Origin of the sequence: Lancefieldella rimae ATCC 49626 (genome assembly GCF_000174015.1) — a bacterium.
Classification (GTDB): Bacteria; Actinomycetota; Coriobacteriia; order Coriobacteriales; family Atopobiaceae; genus Lancefieldella; species Lancefieldella rimae.
Map to the genome: position 1 here is coordinate 468,051 of NZ_ACFE01000001.1, position 17,753 is coordinate 485,803.

Genomic DNA, 17,753 nt, shown 5'->3' on the forward strand with positions numbered 1-17,753 from the left:
GGTGGCTTTATGTCTATCATGCTTCGAATTTCTTTACTCCTTGGTGCTCTCTTTGCACTCGGCATTGTTATCAATAGCGTCCGCAAATCACGAATCCGCATTTCAGATTCAGTGTTTTGGGTCATATCCGCAACTCTTCTTCTCTTGTTTGCGATTATTCCGCAAATCCCCTTTTTCTTTTCTCGACTTTTTGGATTTGTCTCAACCAGCAACTTCGTTTTGGTTGTTGTGATAGCCCTGATGCTCATCAAACTGTTCCACCAGTCGTGCAGCATTTCTCGCCTTACCTATAAGGTTGAATCGCTTTCCGCTACGATTGCCCTTCACGATAAAGACTTACGTGACGAGAAGAACCTCGATTCCATCACCGACTTCAACCACGCTGCCCGCGTTTAGCTCGCAAGCCCAGCGCACAGAAGACTCCGAATACCAAGGCAAGCATCAGGAGCGAGGCGTCATACAAAAGGCAGGCACCCATCATGCCGCCCGTTGTAATGAAATAACCTGACGTCACAAATGCAAAACCGGCGCCGCAGGCATAGCTCACCAAAACGCCAATCTGCTTTCGCATGGTAACCACAGCATAGTAGAGAATCACCGTAAGCGCATTCAGCCAGCCTCCCACCAAAAGCACCATAAGTTCCGCTTGATACGGGGAAAAATCAAGTCCGTACAGTATGCCTAAAACCGGTGTGCCCAAAGGCCACGCAAGAGCCATGGTAAGCAGCGTGGCAAGCGTTACTGCGCCAAAACCCTTGAGGATGAGAGACAAAAACGAGGCGATATTGCCAGAAGTCCACCGATTAGCCATATCGGTCAAAAGCGGCTTAAAAATGAAATTACTGAGCAAGTTAATGACCATCGCCGGCATGAAAAGTGCCGCATAAAACGTCTGATACTCGTTGCTCATGAAACGTGCCATGGCGTATTTGGGAGCTCCCACCACATAGGTCAGCAAGAACGATCCCGCAAAAAGCGGTGCCGTGGTCAATAGCAATTTTCCAATGGACCCCAGGTTAAAAGATGGTTTCAGAGACTCCATTGCCTTTGCGGGCGCGTAAATCAGCACAACCATCACCACAGCAGACGCCGCAAAAGCAACAAGACATGATACCAGCAGATTCCTCGTAAGTACCACACCCGCAACAAATGCGACAACCGTCGTCAGTACACGGAAGAAAAACGCACGTCCTGCAATATCAAGTCTTCCGTGCTGTTGAAACATACCATGAAACACATCTTCAACAACGTCAAAGAGACGCAACGAAGCAATCAGAGTAAAAAGCAGACCTTCATACGTCAGTCCCTGCGTGGTAGCGGAGTAGATAACCACGCCGATCATCATACAGATCGTCGTAATGCAACGCGACCCCAGATATACGCCAAACGGAAATTTTTCTTCCGTATCGGTTGCTTGATAGGTGCGAATTTCAAAATGGCCGATTACCATGAGCTGCTGTGCAATGGCATACGCAAGCGAGAAGATGCCTCCGGCGGCAGCACCCATCGTCCGCGTCACTGCCATCAGCATGAGGACCGTTGACGCGGCATTCATCAACGAGCCAAGCGTGTTCCAAAAATAGTTTTTGCGCATTTGCGCCGGAGATGTTTCTATATTCATACGCTCTTCTCGCCAAAAGCCGCAAAGGCATCACGGCTTCCCTTAGTGACATCGATATCTTTCCACTTGCCAAAATCAAGTCTGCCGGGATGATGGTTCTTGCGATCATCCTCGGGAGGAAGCTGCATGTAATCGCCATAGCCCAGCCGCAAAAGTTTGTCATACTCCTTGGGGAGAACCGTCGTGATGTCTTCAAACGGAACGCGCACGGTTGGGAACACGTCGCTTTTGCTCATGGTCCAATTTTCGGGATCAGGCTCGACGAAGCTGGCGTAAACGTCGGTTTCTTCATGCTCGCCCAAGCGAGCCGCCCTGTCCCAATGGCTCAAAATGAACTTTGAAGGAACATGCAGGATACGCATGGTCCAGTGGATAAGAAAACATCCCGCAAGCGCGAGCGTGCGCTTCCAGCCTCCCAAGGGTATATGCGGCCTCGGTGTGGCACGCAGGAAATTCAAGCGTCCCCAAAACCACGTGCGGCGTTTGGTGCGGGCATACGTCTTTTGATCCCGAGGAATCTTGTCAAACGGAAAGATTCCGATGGAGATGGTATACGTAAACGGGCAATCCATAAATTCATCCGGTACGCACACGGTACCTCTCAAAGAGAGGTTGGAATTTACCGCAGGAAAGAAGTCGTCAGTGCGTCCGTTTTGAATAATAAAATCGGGTCTGATATGTGACGGACCTTCTGCAAGAAATTTTTCATAGTCTTCACGAAACATCGAAATGTCCACATCATCATCCCAGGGAATGAAGCCTTTATGCCGAATGGCACCGATTTCGGTACCGCCATACGCTTGATAAGAAATACCGAGTTCACCACAGACACGATCAAGCTCATCCATCAGCATGGTAGATAAAATCTGAATCCGACGCAATTCCTTCGGATCATCGTAACCCTTATATGTTTCAAATCCCACAAAGACTCCAGCCAACGAGTTCTGGTTAATGTTTCTATAATACAGATAATAAAAAGCTCCACAACGAACGCTTCATGATGGGATGATACCATGTACACACCAGCCGATCACACCTTTGCCATTTGTGCCTACGGGGAAAGTCCGTATTTGGAAGAGCTCATCTGCTCGCTTACAAAGCAGACACTTCCCACAACACTACTCCTTGCAACTTCCACGCCCAATGATTTAATTTGCAATCTTTGCGAGAAGTACAACATTAAAATGTATATCAATGAGGGACCCGGGGGCATCGCCGGCGACTGGAACTTTGCCGTCAGCTGCTGCACCACTCCCCTCGTAACCATTGCTCACCAAGACGATATCTACAAACCGACCTATGCGGAAGAAATGCTTGCGCGCATAAACGCCTCATCTTTGCCTCTTATATACTTCACCAATTACGGAGAGCTCAGAGACGGACGTGAAATAGACGACAATAGGCTCTTGAGCGTCAAGCGTCGTCTGCTCTATTCCCTCGGAAAACCTGAAAATGCGGGCAAACAGTGGGCAAAACGACGTGCGCTTAAATTGGGATGTGCCATCTGCTGCCCTTCCGTTACGCTCTGTCTCCCAAACCTTGAGCTTCCCGTTTTTGAAGCCGGTTTTGGCTCAAACCTTGACTGGCAAGCATGGGAGAAAATCAGTCGTAGGGAGGGAGATTTCCTCTACAACACAAATATTTTGATGCTTCATCGCATCCATGAAGATTCCGAGACCAGCCATCTCATACATGATAATCGCCGTGAAGCAGAAGACCTTGCAATGCTTGAAAAATTTTGGCCCACGCCCGTGGCAAAACTCATTAATCTTGCCTACAAAAAAGGTCAAAAAAGCAATGGATAGAGGTACCTCTATCCCCATGGCGATATATACTAAAGTCAACGGCATGGAGATTGTAGGGGTTGCAACTTCCCGCAAAGAATCGCTTGCTCAAGGACTTGCCTCACTGCCTCTTGTAACGAACGACATTGATGAGCTTCTCGCCGCCGTAGATGCGGTAATCATCTCTTCCGATCCGCTTTTACACCATGCGCAGGTAGAGCATGCGCTCAAAGCCGGCAAGCACGTACTGTGCGAGTCTCCGTTCGCCCTCACGCCCCATGAGGGTAACGCGCTCATGTCATATGCACATGAGCACAACCTCGTACTCCAAGACGCCATCAAAACCGCCTACTCCACGGCGTATCACCGCCTTTACCTCTTAGTCAAAGGCGGAAAGATTGGTAAGGTTGTCTCCGTTGATGCAACCTGCACCACACTTCGCTACAGCAAAGAAGACAAAGCGGTTTCGGGCGCCAACTGGGGTGGCATGGGAGAATGGGGGCCCATCGCGCTGCTCCCCATTTTTCAGCTTTTAGGAACCAACTATACATCCAAGCAGATAGTCGTTCGCGGCGAGAAGGGCTATGTCCACGAAGGAGAATTCACCAAAATTGATTTGGTATACCCAACTGCCGTTGCTTCCATGAAAGTGGCCACCGGCGTCAAATCTGAAGGCGAATTAATCATTTCCGGCACTGATGCCTATGTATACGTTCCCGCACCGTGGTGGAAAACCGACTACTTTGAAATCCGCTATGAGAATCCCGCTGACAACAAACGCTACTTCTACCAACTTGAAGGCGAAGGATTCCGCTACGAACTCATTACCTTTGTGCGAGCGGTATCCACCGGCCGAGAAAATTCCTATATCGCGCGAGACATTTCATCCGCGCTCTGTCACATCATGGGAGACTACTACAACAGCCCCAACACACTGCGCATCGACTAAGCTTCTCTTCCGGAAGACTCCCGTTTGATCCCCAATTCACGCCAGTCGGGCGTTGCCGAGAGCACCGTACCTACGATGATGACAATACAGCACAGTGCGGCCAAAGGCGACGGAATTGCTTCGGGCATGATAGCTGGCAACAATACACCTGCAAGAGCTGCAAAAATAACAGCCCACGCAGAATAAGAGATATTGAGCGCCATACCGCGAGAAGCTCCGATGGCGTCAATGGCCTTGTAATAGAAGAGATACGATACGGTGCCCGCTAGCGCGGCGAGAAGAACAATGCCGTTTGCAGGCGTCACTGCCGTCTGAACGGCAAAGCCAAACGAACCCGTCAAGGGAACCACCACGATACCGTAGGCAAGAGCAGAGGTAGTTTCTCGGATTTGAAGTGCCGTTTCATTGTCAACCGCACTGTCTTGCATACCCCAAGCCAAAATAACCGCTTCGGATCCCCAACCAAAAACGCAGGCACACACACCGAGAATACCAATAGCAACATTACCATTACCGGTAACGGCATCGGCAGAGGTTAGTCCCATCAGCATGACCCCAACAAGCGCCACAAGAAGTGCAAGCACCTGTTTAAGCTTCATGCGTTCTTTTAACAAAAGCCATGCAAGCGCAGAACCAACGGCAGGATAGAATGCGGAAATGGCTGCCGTATAACCTGGTCCAATATTATTGATGGCCGCGAGATATCCGCTCATACCGATAGGACCGCCGAGCAGCGCACCAAGCACGACAACCTTTCCGCTTCTCGTCTTTAAAGCAGAAACGGTGTCCCTCAAGCGTCCACGAGCACCCATGAATATCAAAAGGATCAACGCCGCAAAAACGTCATGCACACATGCACTGACAATTGATGCCTGAGGTGCATCAAGATATGGCGTCATGCCAAGAGCTACACCTAGGATGACGGTATCGATTGCCCACAGGATGCCGCTTATTAATCCGTATTGCATGTTGAAACCCGCCCTTCTTGCCTCATATGTACTACGTTTACGCCTGATTTTCTTCATACCAACTAAGAAGCTTGTCTATATACTGCGCAGCGTAGCGGTAATAGATAAAGAACCACTCGCCTACATTCTCTCCTTCAGCCTCTTTTACCAGCGACCAAAGATACCAGCACCAACCGGCAAAGACCACGTAGCTCCAAAAATGACGACGCTCCTTTGTGGTTGCCGTCCGTCCGAAATAATAGTCAATGGCTTTGTTTGCCTCATCCTCTGAAAGCTCGCAGCATACCGCAAAAGTACCGAAGTCATTTGCTTCATCGGACATACCTGCATATTCCCAGTCGATAAGACTGTAGGTATCGTTTTCGTCAATAAGGAAGTTGAGGGAGAAGAAATCATTGTGAGAAATGACTGTCTTGGCATGGTCTGCATCAGCATATGCCTTGAGTTTAAGGATTTTCTCGCGCAGCTCAAAATAGCCAGGAACTTCAATAGGGCCATGCTCCTTTAAGACCTTCTCATAGTTGAGACCCTCATCAACAAAGCTAAAGTGTCGATCAAGTACCGCGCCACTTTCATGAAGTGTCCGACCCATCTCCATGGCACGGCGAAGCTGCTCAGGATTATGCGGATCCAAATTCTTTGCGTCCTTTACAAAGTGAGAGATTTTCCAGCCCTCCTTTTGATCCTCATAAATGAACGTACTATCTAGACCGAGTTCTCGGGCAAGACGAAGACCTGCCTCCTCGCCTGCTCTGTCCACAAGCTTTTCCGTGCCAACGCCGGGATGGCGATAGACGTACTCCTGTACGTCCTTACCAAAGCCAACCGTAAAATGAGCGGAAAGATTGGTCAGACCCTGCTTAAGCGGATAGAAGCCATGAATATCGGACTTCTCGCAATGGAGCACGGAAACGATATTGTCAAATATCTCTGAGTCAATGTTTTCAATAAACGCAGGATCAAATTCACGCAGTTCATCAAGGGAATCAAACTCGTTGATAACACCATCGGGGTATTTACGAATGGTCATCGAGAGCTGTTTGATATGGTCAGCGTATATGTCTTCCCACAGTTTGTCGGCAGTTTCCGGCCTCTCGTAGACCGATTCAAGAATCTCAACGAATCGTTTTGAGAATGCACGGTCAAAATACACGTGTCCAAGCATGACCCACGCATCAAAGCCGCCAATCTCAACACCGGTAATACGACCTCCGGGCCCCTCCTTCAAGCACCACTCTTTTGTGGGTCCTGCAACATAGGTTGCCGAATAATACGCGCCATACACGTAATGCTCAAACGGGTTGACGGTAAAGTAGTCATCTGACGAGCAGATATAGGTATTACCAAGTCGGTTTTTAACGTACCAAAGCGTGGAGTTATTATTGCGCGTTGCATAGTCAGGATTAACCACGATGCTAACCCCAAACTTGCCTGCTAGGTAGAAGAAGTACTCCTTCTTGTATCCCACAACTACCGTAATATCGGTAATACCGGCTTCCATGAGTTGGCGAATCTGACGCTCGATCAGAACTTCTCCACGCACTTTCAAAACACCTTTTGGTTTTTCATACGAAATGGGAGCAAAGCGAGAAGAAAGTCCTGCAGCCATAATAATGGCGTTGTCAACGGCATACGGCTTAAGCGCCTCAAGACCCTTTTGAGTGATCATGCGGTTTTTGATAAGACCTCGATTTTCAAGACTCTTAACGGCCGTATTAACGGTTCCCAGCGAAAGCTTTGTTGCCTCTGAAAGCTGACGCTGATTCAGCTTTTCATTGGTGCTTGCAAACATCTTCAAAACGGTAAAAACATTTTTTGTCAGTGCCATGAAACCTCCCGCCGTCTATACCTGCACGGCATCTTGCCTACCGATATAGATGCATTTCATTACGATGTTCAATTTATCATAATTATATCAGTAATTTGAACATATATGCAAGAATAAACGCTATCTGCGATTACGGCAGATAGCGTTTCACAAAATATCCGATATTGGGATTTTCTTAATATGGTCCAAAATCCAACCGGGCGGGATAATGATTTTTGCGCTTTTCAACGGGTGGAAGCTGCATGTAATCACCGTATAGAAGTTCAAGCTGATGTTCAAGATCACGTGGGAAAGCAACCATCATTCCCTCGTACTCAAGTTTTCTTACCGGGAAAATATCATCAAAAAAGTATGTCTCTTTCCATTTGTAAGTATCGTTCATATAGGCAATACGCTTGGTCTTCACGTGTGCATAGCGATTACGGGCTTCTTGTTCACGCGCATACATCTTACGCGTTGAAACACGGAAGAGTTTGCAGATGCCTCTGCCGACTACTACACCAGCGCGCAACAGCTTACCCTTAATGCCGTCGGCAAGAATGACAGGATGAGGCACGTCAACAAGGATGCGCATATGCGACCAGAACCACGTATCATTGACCTGCTTCTTATATTCCCTCTCATCATCCGAAACATTGTCAAAGCAGTACACGTCCAAAAAGATACCCAAATCAAGCGGAAGCGTCGCAAGCGCTTCCTCGCAAAACTGTGTTCCGTTCAGCATGATGCGTGTAGTGGGAAACGGGTAGTTAATGTCCCGCTCGGTATTGATGATGTTGTACTTATCAGACCATTCCCGATCATATATCTCAAGCAGCTTGTGGAAATCTTCCGCCGGAAGTGCGACGTCAATATCATCGTCCCAAGGTATAAAACCCTTGTGACGTAAAGCACCGATACCTGTACCTCCAATACCAAAATAGCGAAGATTATATTTCTCACACGTGTCTATAAAGTCCTTGAAAATCATACGCTCAACACGCTGCAGGTGGTGGAGGGTTTCTTCATCATATTCGCGCATTATCGTCCCTCATACATTCTCTTATAGTAATCTTGATAGGCTCCGCTTACCACATGTTCCACCCACGTACGGTTTTCAAGATACCATGTGATCGTTTTAACAATCCCCTCTTCAAATGGGGTCTCCGGATACCAGTCAAGCTCTTCTCGGATTTTATCAGGTGCTATGCCATAGCGACGGTCATGGCCCTTTCTATCCGTCACGTGCGTAATAAGGCTTTCATTAATTTCAGGATCGCCGGTAAGTTGGCTCACTTCGGAAATAATCCGCTTTACGATGTAGAGATTATTTCTCTCATTGTGTCCGCCAACGTTATATACCTGCCCTAAGCGCCCTCTTTCAAGCACCATATCAATGGCCTTGCAATGATCTTCCACATACAGCCAATCACGCACATTAAGTCCGTCGCCATACACCGGAAGCTTGCGATGATCCAAGCAATTCTGGATCATCAGGGGAATCAACTTCTCAGGGAATTGATACGGGCCATAATTGTTGGAACAACGGGTGATAACCGCAGGGAACCGATAGGTGTCAAACCATGCTTTCACAAACATATCCGCACTTGCCTTCGAGGCTGAATACGGGCTGTGCGGAGACAGCGGCGTATCTTCACGGAAAAATGCTTCAGGATCGTCCAGAGGCAGTGAGCCGTATACTTCATCGGTTGAAACCTGCAGGTATATATGGTCTCCAAAGCCACCGCATCCATCATCCCATGCAGCTTTCGCAGTGCTGAGAAGCGCTACCGTTCCCATCACGTTGGTATCCGCAAAGGCTCCGGGATCTTCAATGGAGCGATCAACATGGCTCTCGGCAGCAAAGTTGACCACATACGTGGGAGCGTACTTCTCAAAGAGACGTGCAAGGGCCGCTCGATCCCGTATATCAACCTGCTCAAATACGAGACGGCTGTCATGTTCATAGGCACTCAGATTTTCAAGATTACCCGCATACGTCAGTACATCCACATTAACCACGCAAATGTCTTCATGCATACGAAGCAAATACTGAATGAAATTTGATCCAATAAACCCGGCCCCACCGGTAACCAAATATGTTTTCACGCTATCCTCTTCCGACTGTTGCAAGATAGGTGGCAAGGGCTTCTTGCCACGGACGCATTTTGTTTCCAATAGTAGCAGCCAAATGAGCATTTTCCAAAGAGGAATACGCAGGGCGAGAAGCACTTTCGGGATGCATCTCTTTCCAGTCCGCTGAACTCACGCGCTTGACGCGACAATCAAGCCCACTTCCTCGCATGATTGCCTCAGCAAAATCAGCCCAAGAGCAGGTACCTTCATTGGTGCAGTGGTAGATTCCATACTCGTCGGTTACACCTAGAGCAAGAAGCTCGTAGGCAAGGTCGTTTGCGCTGGTGGGATTGCCAAACTGATCGTCCACCACGCATATCTCATCGTACTTCTCGCCCAAGGAGCGCATCGTAGCCACAAAGTTTTTTCCCTCATATCCATAGAGCCATGCCACGCGCACGACAAACGTATGTGCGTATGCGGCAAGCGCAAGTCCTTCACCGGCGAGCTTTGAGCGTCCGTATGCCGAGATGGGTGCCGGTACGTCAGCTTCCGTACGCGGACGCGGATCGGTACCGGGAAATACATAGTCCGTTGAAACGTGAATAAACTTAGAACCCATACGACTGCACGCGCGAGCAAGGTTCATGGGCCCCAAGGCATTTGCAGCGAATGCCTGGTCAAAGTGCTTCTCGCAGCCATCAACATTGGTCATGGCGGCGCCGTTAATTACAAGATCATAGGGATCATGAGCTATAAACCAAGCATCAACGGCTTCATGGTTTGAGATATCAAGCTCGTCGATATCAATGTAGTCAACTTCGGCATCTTTATACGCAGAAGAGATTGGTCCGATCTCAGCCTGCCCACTCTCAAGCAATCGTTTGAGCTCATTGCCCAGCTGACCATGGGCACCGGTGATAAGAATCCTCACACTATTCTCCTCTTCCGCTGGGAACTACGCGGCCTTCGGCAACACTTTTAAGATGTTTGCCGTAATCTGACTTGCCATAGCGCGTTGCGCATTCAATCAATTTCTTACGGTCAATCCAGCCGTTATCAAAGGCAATTTCTTCAGGAACGGAAACAGGGAGCCCCTGCGCCGTCTCTACCGTCCGTACAAAGGTAGAAGCCTCAAAAAGCGATTCCATGGTACCGGTATCAAGCCACGCAAAGCCTCGGCCCAACGTCACTACGTCAAGCGTTCCGTCCTCAAGGTAGAGCCTGTTTAAATCGGTGATCTCATACTCGCCGCGGGCACTTGGTTTAACCTGCCCTACCATATCCGTTACACGGGCATCGTAGAAATACAATCCCGTTACCGCATAGTTTGACTTGGGATGTTCGGGTTTCTCTTCGATAGAAACGGCGTTGTAGTTTGCATCAAACTCCACGACACCAAAACGCTCGGGGTCATCCACGTGATAGCCAAACACCGTAGCTCGGCCGCACTTCTCGGCTTTGGCAGCCGCCTCTCGAACCAGTTTGGAAAGACCGTTTCCATAGAAGATGTTATCGCCCAAAATCAGTGCACAGGAATCCTCACCAATGAAATCCTTGCCGATGACAAAGGCCTGCGCCAAACCGTCAGGGGACGGCTGCTCGGCATAGCTGATGGAGATGCCAAAATCAGATCCGTCTCCCAGCAAACTCTTAAAGTTGGGTAAATCACGCGGAGTCGAGATGACCAACACATCACGGATACCCGCAAGCATAAGCGTTGCCAGTGGGTAATAAATCATGGGTTTGTCATATACCGGCAGCAGTTGTTTAGATGTTACCGTCGTCAGCGGATAGAGCCTCGTTCCACTCCCACCTGCAAGAATAATGCCTTTCATACATCCTCCAAGCAACGTTTGTACAATCAGATGCGCCTTTAATCAATCGCCGTTATGCGATACAGGCGATATGGTCCTTCTGCAAGTACTACCTCAAAGCCGGGCGTATTGTCGGTTATTTGAAGACCAGGAAACTTCTCTTTGTGATTTCCCCGCAAAGCAGGGTTGTCCACGTCAAGTAAGATGACATAGTGCGCACCGATGTCCCGAACAGCCTCCTGTACTTCACGGTCGCCACTAATTTGATTGAGCTTTGTCCGGATGAGCTTACTTTGTGAAGTCTCCTGATATTCAGCCTTCTCCCGGTAATATACACGCATGTCATGAGTTGCATTGGTAATAAGTGAGCCATCATATGGGTTATTAATCACGAGCGAATCATCACCAATGATTTTTTGCGATTTCTTAACAAAAGCTTCCTCCGCAGCCGAATATGTCATGCCATCACGAGGTTCATAGACTTCATTCATCCAGCCAATACCACAGCGAATCTCGCTCTTTACGCGTGCGGGAAGCTTGCTAAGATCCCATGGAGTAAGCAGTGCGCCTCCATACACAAGTGCAATAAGAATAGCCGCACACACCTGAACGGTCACTTGAGAGACGCAGATTGACGGAGCTTTTGGATGTTCTTCGATATTAAGAGGCTCGTAACGAAGCTGAAGTTGAAGAATACCCTCCCGAGAAAGTGCAAAGATATTTCTTTTTTTGATAAAAACAATAGCTTTACTGATGAAAAATCCAATTCCCATGGCTATGACATAAATGCCAGCCGCAACAATAGGAACGGCAGCAAAAACAACCATAGCCGCAGTTCGCTCTGGATCGGTATACCAAAATCCCGAGAAAAACCGTTTAATCGCAAGATTGTCAGAAAGACTGCATATAAGAATAACTGCACAGAATAAGAAAGCTCCATTCAGCCAACGATAGTCCTTCTTGATAAGGCAATATATAAATCCAATCCAAAAGGCAATAGTAAAGAAAAATAACGGCAGTCTTATAATCAGTCCAAAATTTACTATGTAGTAAATCATAGTTGTCGCATCTACTGTAATGCCCCACACAAAGTTCACAATAGGTGCCATAAAGCTGGAATTCAATACAACATACCAAGCCAAGACAGATACACCGATCACAAGTACTTCTGCTATCACGAGAAATATAAGCTGCCTCGATTTTTTCTTTATGCCATGTTTATGTGCAGTATATTCAACTATCCGAGGAACGTAGTTAAACAAAATGTACGGAAAAACAAGTACCGCCCAAAAGAAGTCAGCGTTCGGCTGCATTGACATAAGGCCAAAAAGGCTTATAACAAGCAATGTCATCCCAACCCAAGAGACAAAAAATTCGCGTTCTTTCACCTTGGGATTCTCTGTAGATACACCGGTACTCTTTCTTTCTTCAACAATTTCTGACATTCCGCCGGTGACAGCAATAAAGAGATATACACAAGAAGGGACGCAACAAAACGCAATGACATTAGGAAATATTCCATGTACCGTAACCATTCGAATGGGAAAGGCAATATTTGCAAATACCACAGAGGCAATAATAAAACTAGAAAGATAACTCTTTTTCTTAAAAATACCTTGAATAAGTGCAGCAATGCCTGTTGGATACACGATTGCAACAAATAAGAACCATGTAGCATTTTCACATATTGGAGCAGAAACTCCTGTAATTGAAGATGTTACGGACGCAATAGTATGAAAGGCATACGGATAAAAGCCCTCATCAGTAAAAGGAGCCTGGATAGATGGCACGGCCCCATTATAAAACGCTGCATGAAGCATTGAATATATGCCGGACTGCGTGCTGCGTACAATGTAGGCGAGATGAGCATAGTTATCTGCTGATTGTAAAAACCAAGCAGGATTTCGGACTGCTTTATGAAATATAACAAAGAAAAGTCCCAGTGTAAGAATCCCCACCACTAAAAGAAACTTTCCTTCTACATATTCAGGGAGATCAAGCTTTCGCGCAAGGCGGCCGGAAAGCAAACGAGTACAACCAAAAATGAGTACAGCACATACCGCGACACACCCTAAAAGAGGCACCACACCCCTGAGTCCAAGCGGGTAAATGACAACACCCGAAATTGCCAAGAGTGCTCCAGACAATACAGGCGCAATAACGCAGGAAGTTGCCCGTTTTCCTCCGAGCAAACGGGCAACAAGATATCCTGGTACATAACAAAGAACTGCTACCACAAGAAGTGCAAGCGCAAACTGTATCCACATACCAAGCGCTCCCTATACCAGTTTTGCGAAACGGCGCTTCCCAGCCTGAAGTATTGCATGATCGAGAAGATCCGGATCAACGTTATACGATTTTGGTGCAAGCGCTTCCCCGTTAATCTTAACGCCGCCTCCGTCAATAAGACGTCGTGCATCTCCTGCTGAAGCCGAAAGCTTAACTTCAACCATCAGCTTAGGCAGATACACAAGCCCCTGTTCATTACGTACGAGCTCAACAGAAAACTCGGCAACATCATCCGGAATCTCATGTTTCTTGAAAAGCGCGTCAAAGGCCTCTTCTGCCTGCGCTGCTTTATCGGCACCATGATAGAGTTCCACAATATTGCGACCAAGGGCGCGCTTGAGAGCATATGGGTCAGCCGTTCCATCCTCAAAGCTTGCATCAATGGCATCAATCTCATCAATTGAAAGCGTTGAGCAAAGGCGATAATAGCGCGCTACAAGCTCATCGGGAATGGACATAATCTTACCGAACATATCAGCGGGTTCATCGGTGAGACCAATATAGTTTCCGTAAGACTTTGACATCTTTTTAACGCCGTCGGTACCCTCAAGCAGCGGCATCGTAAGGGCAATCTGAGGCTCCATTCCTTCATCGCGCATAAGATCGCGGCCGGCAAGCAAATTGAAAATCTGATCATTTCCGCCCATTTCAACATCGGCTTTAATCATGACCGAATCGTATGCCTGAAGTACCGGATAGATAAACTCATGTAGCGCGATGGACTGCTGGTTGTGATAGCGCTTTGAAAAATCCTCACGCTCCAGGATACGCGCCACCGTAAATTTGCTCATGAGACTAAGCATCGTCTCAAGGTTCATTGGTTTGATCCAATCACCGTTATGCACCACGGTAGTGCGATCCGGATCAAGAATCTTCATAGCCTGCTCAACATATGTTTGAGCATTCACTTCAATTTGCTCCGATGTCAACGGAGGCCTCGTTGAATCTCTTCCGGACGGATCACCGATAAGTGCCGTGCCATTACCAATGATGAGGGTTACGTTATGCCCCAAATCTTGGAACTGACGCATTTTACGCAAAGGAACGGCATGTCCGAGGTGTAAATCAGGACTGGTTGGATCAACGCCAAGCTTGATGGTAAGAGGTTTTCCTTTTGCAAGTTTCTCTTTCAATCCCTCAAGAGGGACAATCTGCATGGTACCTGAAGTAATCACTTTAAGCTGCTCTTCAACTGGAAGCACGAGCACAACCTTTCAATCCCGATGATTACATAGATGTCTTGCGTTATCTATGTAGTCTTTGTGTCAAAATATATCTATATCAGTCTACAACAATATAAAGCTGTCTTTTTCCATAGAAAATGACAATCGCGCTATATAATTGTTTGGACTATGACAAGGAGGCGCAATGGGTATTAGGACCCGTCGAGCACATAAGCACGCAAATACGCACGTAGTAGGATTTGGTATAGCAGGGTTTTTTGGATTCCTTGCTCTTCTCGCTTTAGCGTTTGCCATTTCTTTGGGAGCAGTGGTTTCTTCATGGCTTGAAGATCTCCCCGACTACAACTCTGCAGACGCATATCTCGTTGCAGAGCCCACACGAGTCTACGACGCTAAGGGTAACGATATTGTCGATTACTACCTTCAGCAACGTCGCTCCGTAACTCTTGATCAGATTTCTCCTTACGTGCTCAAAGCAACGGTCGATACTGAGGACCGCCGTTTTTACCAGCACGGAGGCATCGATGCATGGGGCATTACCCGTGCTGCCGTTGGTACTCTGTCCGGTGGTGGCGAGGGAGCTTCCACCATTACACAACAGTTGGTGAGAAATACCGTTCTTTCAAACGAGCAGTTTGAGCGTTCCGCAAAACGTAAGATACGAGAAGCATACATTTCCATCCAGATGGAAAAGAAGTTCTCAAAAGACCAAATTCTTAACATGTATCTCAATACCATTTACTACGGCAACGGTGCCTACGGTATTGAAGCAGCCTCCGTCATCTATTTCAACAAGCATGCAAACGAACTTACGCTGGCCGAAGCCGCTACCTTGGCCGGTCTTCCCCAAGCTCCTTCATCATACGATCCAACTTCCGATCCCGAAGCAGCAAAAGAACGCCGTAATACCGTTCTTGAGCGCATGCACCGACAAGGCGATATCACAGACGAAGAGTACGAAAATGCCCTCAATGAGGAACTCGTACTCAATCCGGGAAAGCTCACGGAGTCGGTGGGTAAATACCCCTACTTTACGGATTACGTAAAGAACCTGCTCCAGGAAGACTTTGACTCCGATACCATCATGCAGGGCGGCTTGAAAGTCTATACCACGCTTGATCCCGATCTACAAAAGGCTGCCGAAGACGCTTGTAACAGGCGCCTTCAAGAGCTGGGAAATTCTCGCTTAGGTGCGGCACTTGTATCAATTGATCCATCAAACGGCTACATTAAAGCCATGGTTGGCGGTCAGGATTACAACAAGAGCCAATATAACCTTGCAACCACCACCTACCGTCAGATGGGCTCATCATTTAAGATGTACACCCTTGTTGCGGCCATCGATTCAGGAATGAATCCCAACATCATTATCAATGGCACGTCTCCCATGCAGATTACCCCTACATGGCTCGTACGCAACGCCGGCAACTATAACTACGGATCCATTTCTTTGCGCGAAGCTACCGCTTGGTCATCAAATACCGTATATGCCCAGGTTGCCGATGCAGTTGGTATCGACAAGGTCCTTAACACCTGCTATGCCATGGGTATTCGAACCCACCTCTCTCCGTATCTTTCCACCACACTCGGATCTCAAGGCGTCACTGCAGTCGAACAATGCACTGCCTTTGCAACGCTTGCCGCCGGTGGCGTACGACACGATCCCGTTGCCATTACAAAGATCGAAGACCGTAACGGCAATGTCGTCTACGAGCACAAAGACAATTCCGTACAAGCTCTCAGACCTGAAGTTGCGCAGGCAACTACTGAAGTATTGGGCGACGTTTTGAAATACGGTACCGGTCGTTTTGCCAATAATCTGAAGACATTTAACCAACCGGTTGCCGGTAAAACCGGTACCTCGGATAACTCTGAAGACCTTTGGTTCTGTGGCTACACGCCACAGCTGGCAACGGTTGTATGGATGGGCTATCCGGACGCACACGAGGCGGTTATTTTGGGTGGTGGCGAAGGCTCTACCTTTACCACGGCACAGTATGCCTGGGCATACTATATGAATGCGGCACTTCAGGGTGTTCCTCGAAAAGAATTCCCAACGACAACCACAAAAATAGACTACAAACCAAACAGTGCCTGGAAATTTGTGGGCGGCAATGGTAATTCAACTAAAACTACCACGACGACACAGCAGACTCAGACTACCGATACCACAAACACCAATACCAATAACACCACTAATGATTCTGACGATGACGATGACGAAGACGACAACGATGATGAAGAAGATACGCCAACAACACCATCAACGCCTTCTACACCTTCTACACCTTCAACCCCCACCACGCCTACAACACCTACGACACCATCAACACCTTCCACACCATCTACCCCGAGCGGGTAAAGACGTAGTGCTTTGAGTCTTTCATGTGGCGAGAAGAGCCGCAAACATATACATCGTGAGTGTATGTTTGCTCTTCTCGCCTTTTTTATAGCTGATTAAACGGTATTGTTGCTCATTCCGTCCCGCTAATGAGCTATTCCGTCCCGCTGAGCTGCTCAATAATTTTCAGGACATTTTTTGTATGGGACGCATCGTCAACGGCGAGAAACACCGTATCGTCTCCTGCTATGGTTCCTACACAAAAGTCCAGATCAACGTCATCAATGGCGCTCGCAACCGCAGGAGCCGTACTTGGCCGGCAATGAATCACCACGAGATTTCCCGCGAAAGATATCTCCGTCACAAATTCAGAAAGCATCCGCTGGAGATGGACGTCTTCCGAAAGCACATATCCCTCTTCCGGCAGCTTCTGGAGATCCATTTCTGCAGTATCTCGAGAGACCGTAGCTTGGGTACATACAAATCCACGTTTTTTTAAAAGCGATACGAGTTCACGCTGTGTCCGGACTGATTGGCTCCGAACAAGTTCACGTATTGCATTTTGTCGCACACTGTGATGTTTCACGAACTCGTCCCTCCTATCATCTTTTGAACTAAAATCATACTCCCAAAAAGCTATTTTGTTTACCTGTGTACCGTTTAGAGTTAAAAGTAGCGCGCTCAGGGGGCTTAGCGCGTCCATTTATCGCATTTTTTGACGAATATGACGGCTCAGCGGCTATTATTAGAATGATGTGATGAGCCGTATAGAATATGTGCGGAGGAAGTATGCCTTACGATAGTCAAGAACCTCGTTACTCAGCAAACACACCACATAACAGAGGTCTCAGCAACCAGTCCCATCGTCCTCAAAGAACACATACGCAGGCGAGGCGCCCTCGTCCACAAGGCAAACG

General features: G+C 47.8%; 15 protein-coding genes. 4 read left to right on the forward strand and 11 right to left on the reverse strand.

Translation table 11 applies throughout. The features are described from left to right. Nucleotides 1–9: 9 nt before the first annotated feature. On the forward strand, nt 10–396 hold the full coding sequence (locus tag ATORI0001_RS02225; protein ID WP_003148338.1) for a DUF2304 domain-containing protein: 387 nt from the start codon (nt 10–12) through the stop codon (nt 394–396). Here the strand turns inward: ATORI0001_RS02225 and ATORI0001_RS02230 are convergent. Further along, nucleotides 374–1,621 carry a lipopolysaccharide biosynthesis protein gene (locus ATORI0001_RS02230; protein ID WP_003148263.1) on the reverse strand — a complete coding sequence of 416 codons (1,248 nt, stop codon included), beginning with the start codon at nt 1,619–1,621 and terminating at the stop codon, nt 374–376. The genes ATORI0001_RS02225 and ATORI0001_RS02230 overlap by 23 nt on opposite strands. Then, on the reverse strand, nt 1,618–2,559 hold the full coding sequence (locus ATORI0001_RS02235) for a LicD family protein (RefSeq protein ID WP_244851829.1): 942 nt from the start codon (nt 2,557–2,559) through the stop codon (nt 1,618–1,620). Before ATORI0001_RS02235 ends, ATORI0001_RS02230 begins: the two co-directional genes overlap by 4 nt. A 75-nt stretch (nt 2,560–2,634) precedes the next feature. Here ATORI0001_RS02235 and ATORI0001_RS02240 point away from each other — a divergent pair, with 75 nt between their 5' ends. Both ATORI0001_RS02240 and ATORI0001_RS02245 read left to right on the forward strand, forming a co-directional pair. Beyond that, nucleotides 2,635–3,426 (forward strand): glycosyltransferase, encoded by a 792-nt coding sequence (locus ATORI0001_RS02240; RefSeq protein WP_003148496.1) that lies wholly within the window; start codon nt 2,635–2,637, stop codon nt 3,424–3,426. Between the two features lie 16 nt (nt 3,427–3,442). Then, nucleotides 3,443–4,354, forward strand: a complete 912-nt coding sequence (locus ATORI0001_RS02245; RefSeq protein ID WP_003148236.1) for a Gfo/Idh/MocA family protein — start codon at nt 3,443–3,445, stop codon at nt 4,352–4,354. Here ATORI0001_RS02245 and ATORI0001_RS02250 read toward each other — a convergent pair. From ATORI0001_RS02250 to tyrS, 8 genes are all read right to left on the reverse strand, one after another. Next, the gene (locus ATORI0001_RS02250; RefSeq protein ID WP_003148649.1) at nt 4,351–5,322 is read right to left on the reverse strand and encodes a DMT family transporter; all 972 of its coding nucleotides are present in this window, start codon (nt 5,320–5,322) and stop codon (nt 4,351–4,353) included. The genes ATORI0001_RS02245 and ATORI0001_RS02250 overlap by 4 nt on opposite strands. Before the next feature lie 37 nt (nt 5,323–5,359). Continuing rightward, on the reverse strand, nt 5,360–7,150 hold the full coding sequence (locus ATORI0001_RS02255) for an NTP transferase domain-containing protein (RefSeq protein ID WP_003148178.1): 1,791 nt from the start codon (nt 7,148–7,150) through the stop codon (nt 5,360–5,362). Nucleotides 7,151–7,325: 175 nt separating this feature from the next. Further along, nucleotides 7,326–8,171: a LicD family protein gene (locus ATORI0001_RS02260; protein WP_003148176.1), complete on the reverse strand. Its 846-nt coding sequence runs from the start codon at nt 8,169–8,171 to the stop codon at nt 7,326–7,328. Further along, nucleotides 8,171–9,238 (reverse strand): dTDP-glucose 4,6-dehydratase, encoded by a 1,068-nt coding sequence (gene rfbB / locus ATORI0001_RS02265; protein WP_003148235.1) that lies wholly within the window; start codon nt 9,236–9,238, stop codon nt 8,171–8,173. Before rfbB ends, ATORI0001_RS02260 begins: the two co-directional genes overlap by 1 nt. A gap of 1 nt (nt 9,239) precedes the next feature. Continuing rightward, nucleotides 9,240–10,139: a dTDP-4-dehydrorhamnose reductase gene (gene rfbD / locus ATORI0001_RS02270; protein WP_003148663.1), complete on the reverse strand. Its 900-nt coding sequence runs from the start codon at nt 10,137–10,139 to the stop codon at nt 9,240–9,242. A 1-nt stretch (nt 10,140) separates the two neighbouring features. After that, complete coding sequence (gene rfbA / locus ATORI0001_RS02275; protein WP_003148808.1) at nt 10,141–11,043, reverse strand: glucose-1-phosphate thymidylyltransferase RfbA; 903 nt, start codon at nt 11,041–11,043, stop codon at nt 10,141–10,143. 38 nt (nt 11,044–11,081) lie between these two features. Beyond that, nucleotides 11,082–13,289, reverse strand: coding sequence for a DUF6541 family protein (locus ATORI0001_RS02280; protein ID WP_003148594.1), 2,208 nt, complete (start codon nt 13,287–13,289; stop codon nt 11,082–11,084). Between the two features lie 12 nt (nt 13,290–13,301). Continuing rightward, nucleotides 13,302–14,513: a tyrosine--tRNA ligase gene (tyrS, locus tag ATORI0001_RS02285; protein ID WP_003148322.1), complete on the reverse strand. Its 1,212-nt coding sequence runs from the start codon at nt 14,511–14,513 to the stop codon at nt 13,302–13,304. Nucleotides 14,514–14,679: 166 nt separating this feature from the next. On the opposite strand from tyrS, the gene ATORI0001_RS02290 reads away from it, so the two are divergent. Beyond that, nucleotides 14,680–16,857 carry a transglycosylase domain-containing protein gene (locus ATORI0001_RS02290; RefSeq protein ID WP_003148424.1) on the forward strand — a complete coding sequence of 726 codons (2,178 nt, stop codon included), beginning with the start codon at nt 14,680–14,682 and terminating at the stop codon, nt 16,855–16,857. 133 nt (nt 16,858–16,990) lie between these two features. Here ATORI0001_RS02290 and ATORI0001_RS08050 read toward each other — a convergent pair whose 3' ends face one another. After that, nucleotides 16,991–17,539 carry an arginine repressor gene (locus ATORI0001_RS08050; RefSeq protein WP_003148421.1) on the reverse strand — a complete coding sequence of 183 codons (549 nt, stop codon included), beginning with the start codon at nt 17,537–17,539 and terminating at the stop codon, nt 16,991–16,993. Nucleotides 17,540–17,753: the final 214 nt, after the last annotated feature.

Coding starts and splice junctions, on each gene's coding strand:
- ATORI0001_RS02225 (WP_003148338.1), top strand. CDS start 10: ATGTCTATCATGCTTCGAATTTCTTTACTCCTTGGTGCTCTCTTTGCA.
- ATORI0001_RS02230 (WP_003148263.1), bottom strand. CDS start 1,621: ATGAATATAGAAACATCTCCGGCGCAAATGCGCAAAAACTATTTTTGG.
- ATORI0001_RS02240 (WP_003148496.1), top strand. CDS start 2,635: ATGTACACACCAGCCGATCACACCTTTGCCATTTGTGCCTACGGGGAA.
- ATORI0001_RS02245 (WP_003148236.1), top strand. CDS start 3,443: ATGGCGATATATACTAAAGTCAACGGCATGGAGATTGTAGGGGTTGCA.
- ATORI0001_RS02250 (WP_003148649.1), bottom strand. CDS start 5,322: ATGCAATACGGATTAATAAGCGGCATCCTGTGGGCAATCGATACCGTC.
- ATORI0001_RS02255 (WP_003148178.1), bottom strand. CDS start 7,150: ATGGCACTGACAAAAAATGTTTTTACCGTTTTGAAGATGTTTGCAAGC.
- ATORI0001_RS02260 (WP_003148176.1), bottom strand. CDS start 8,171: ATGCGCGAATATGATGAAGAAACCCTCCACCACCTGCAGCGTGTTGAG.
- rfbA (WP_003148808.1), bottom strand. CDS start 11,043: ATGAAAGGCATTATTCTTGCAGGTGGGAGTGGAACGAGGCTCTATCCG.
- ATORI0001_RS02280 (WP_003148594.1), bottom strand. CDS start 13,289: ATGTGGATACAGTTTGCGCTTGCACTTCTTGTGGTAGCAGTTCTTTGT.
- ATORI0001_RS02290 (WP_003148424.1), top strand. CDS start 14,680: ATGGGTATTAGGACCCGTCGAGCACATAAGCACGCAAATACGCACGTA.
- ATORI0001_RS08050 (WP_003148421.1), bottom strand. CDS start 17,539: ATGGACGCGCTAAGCCCCCTGAGCGCGCTACTTTTAACTCTAAACGGT.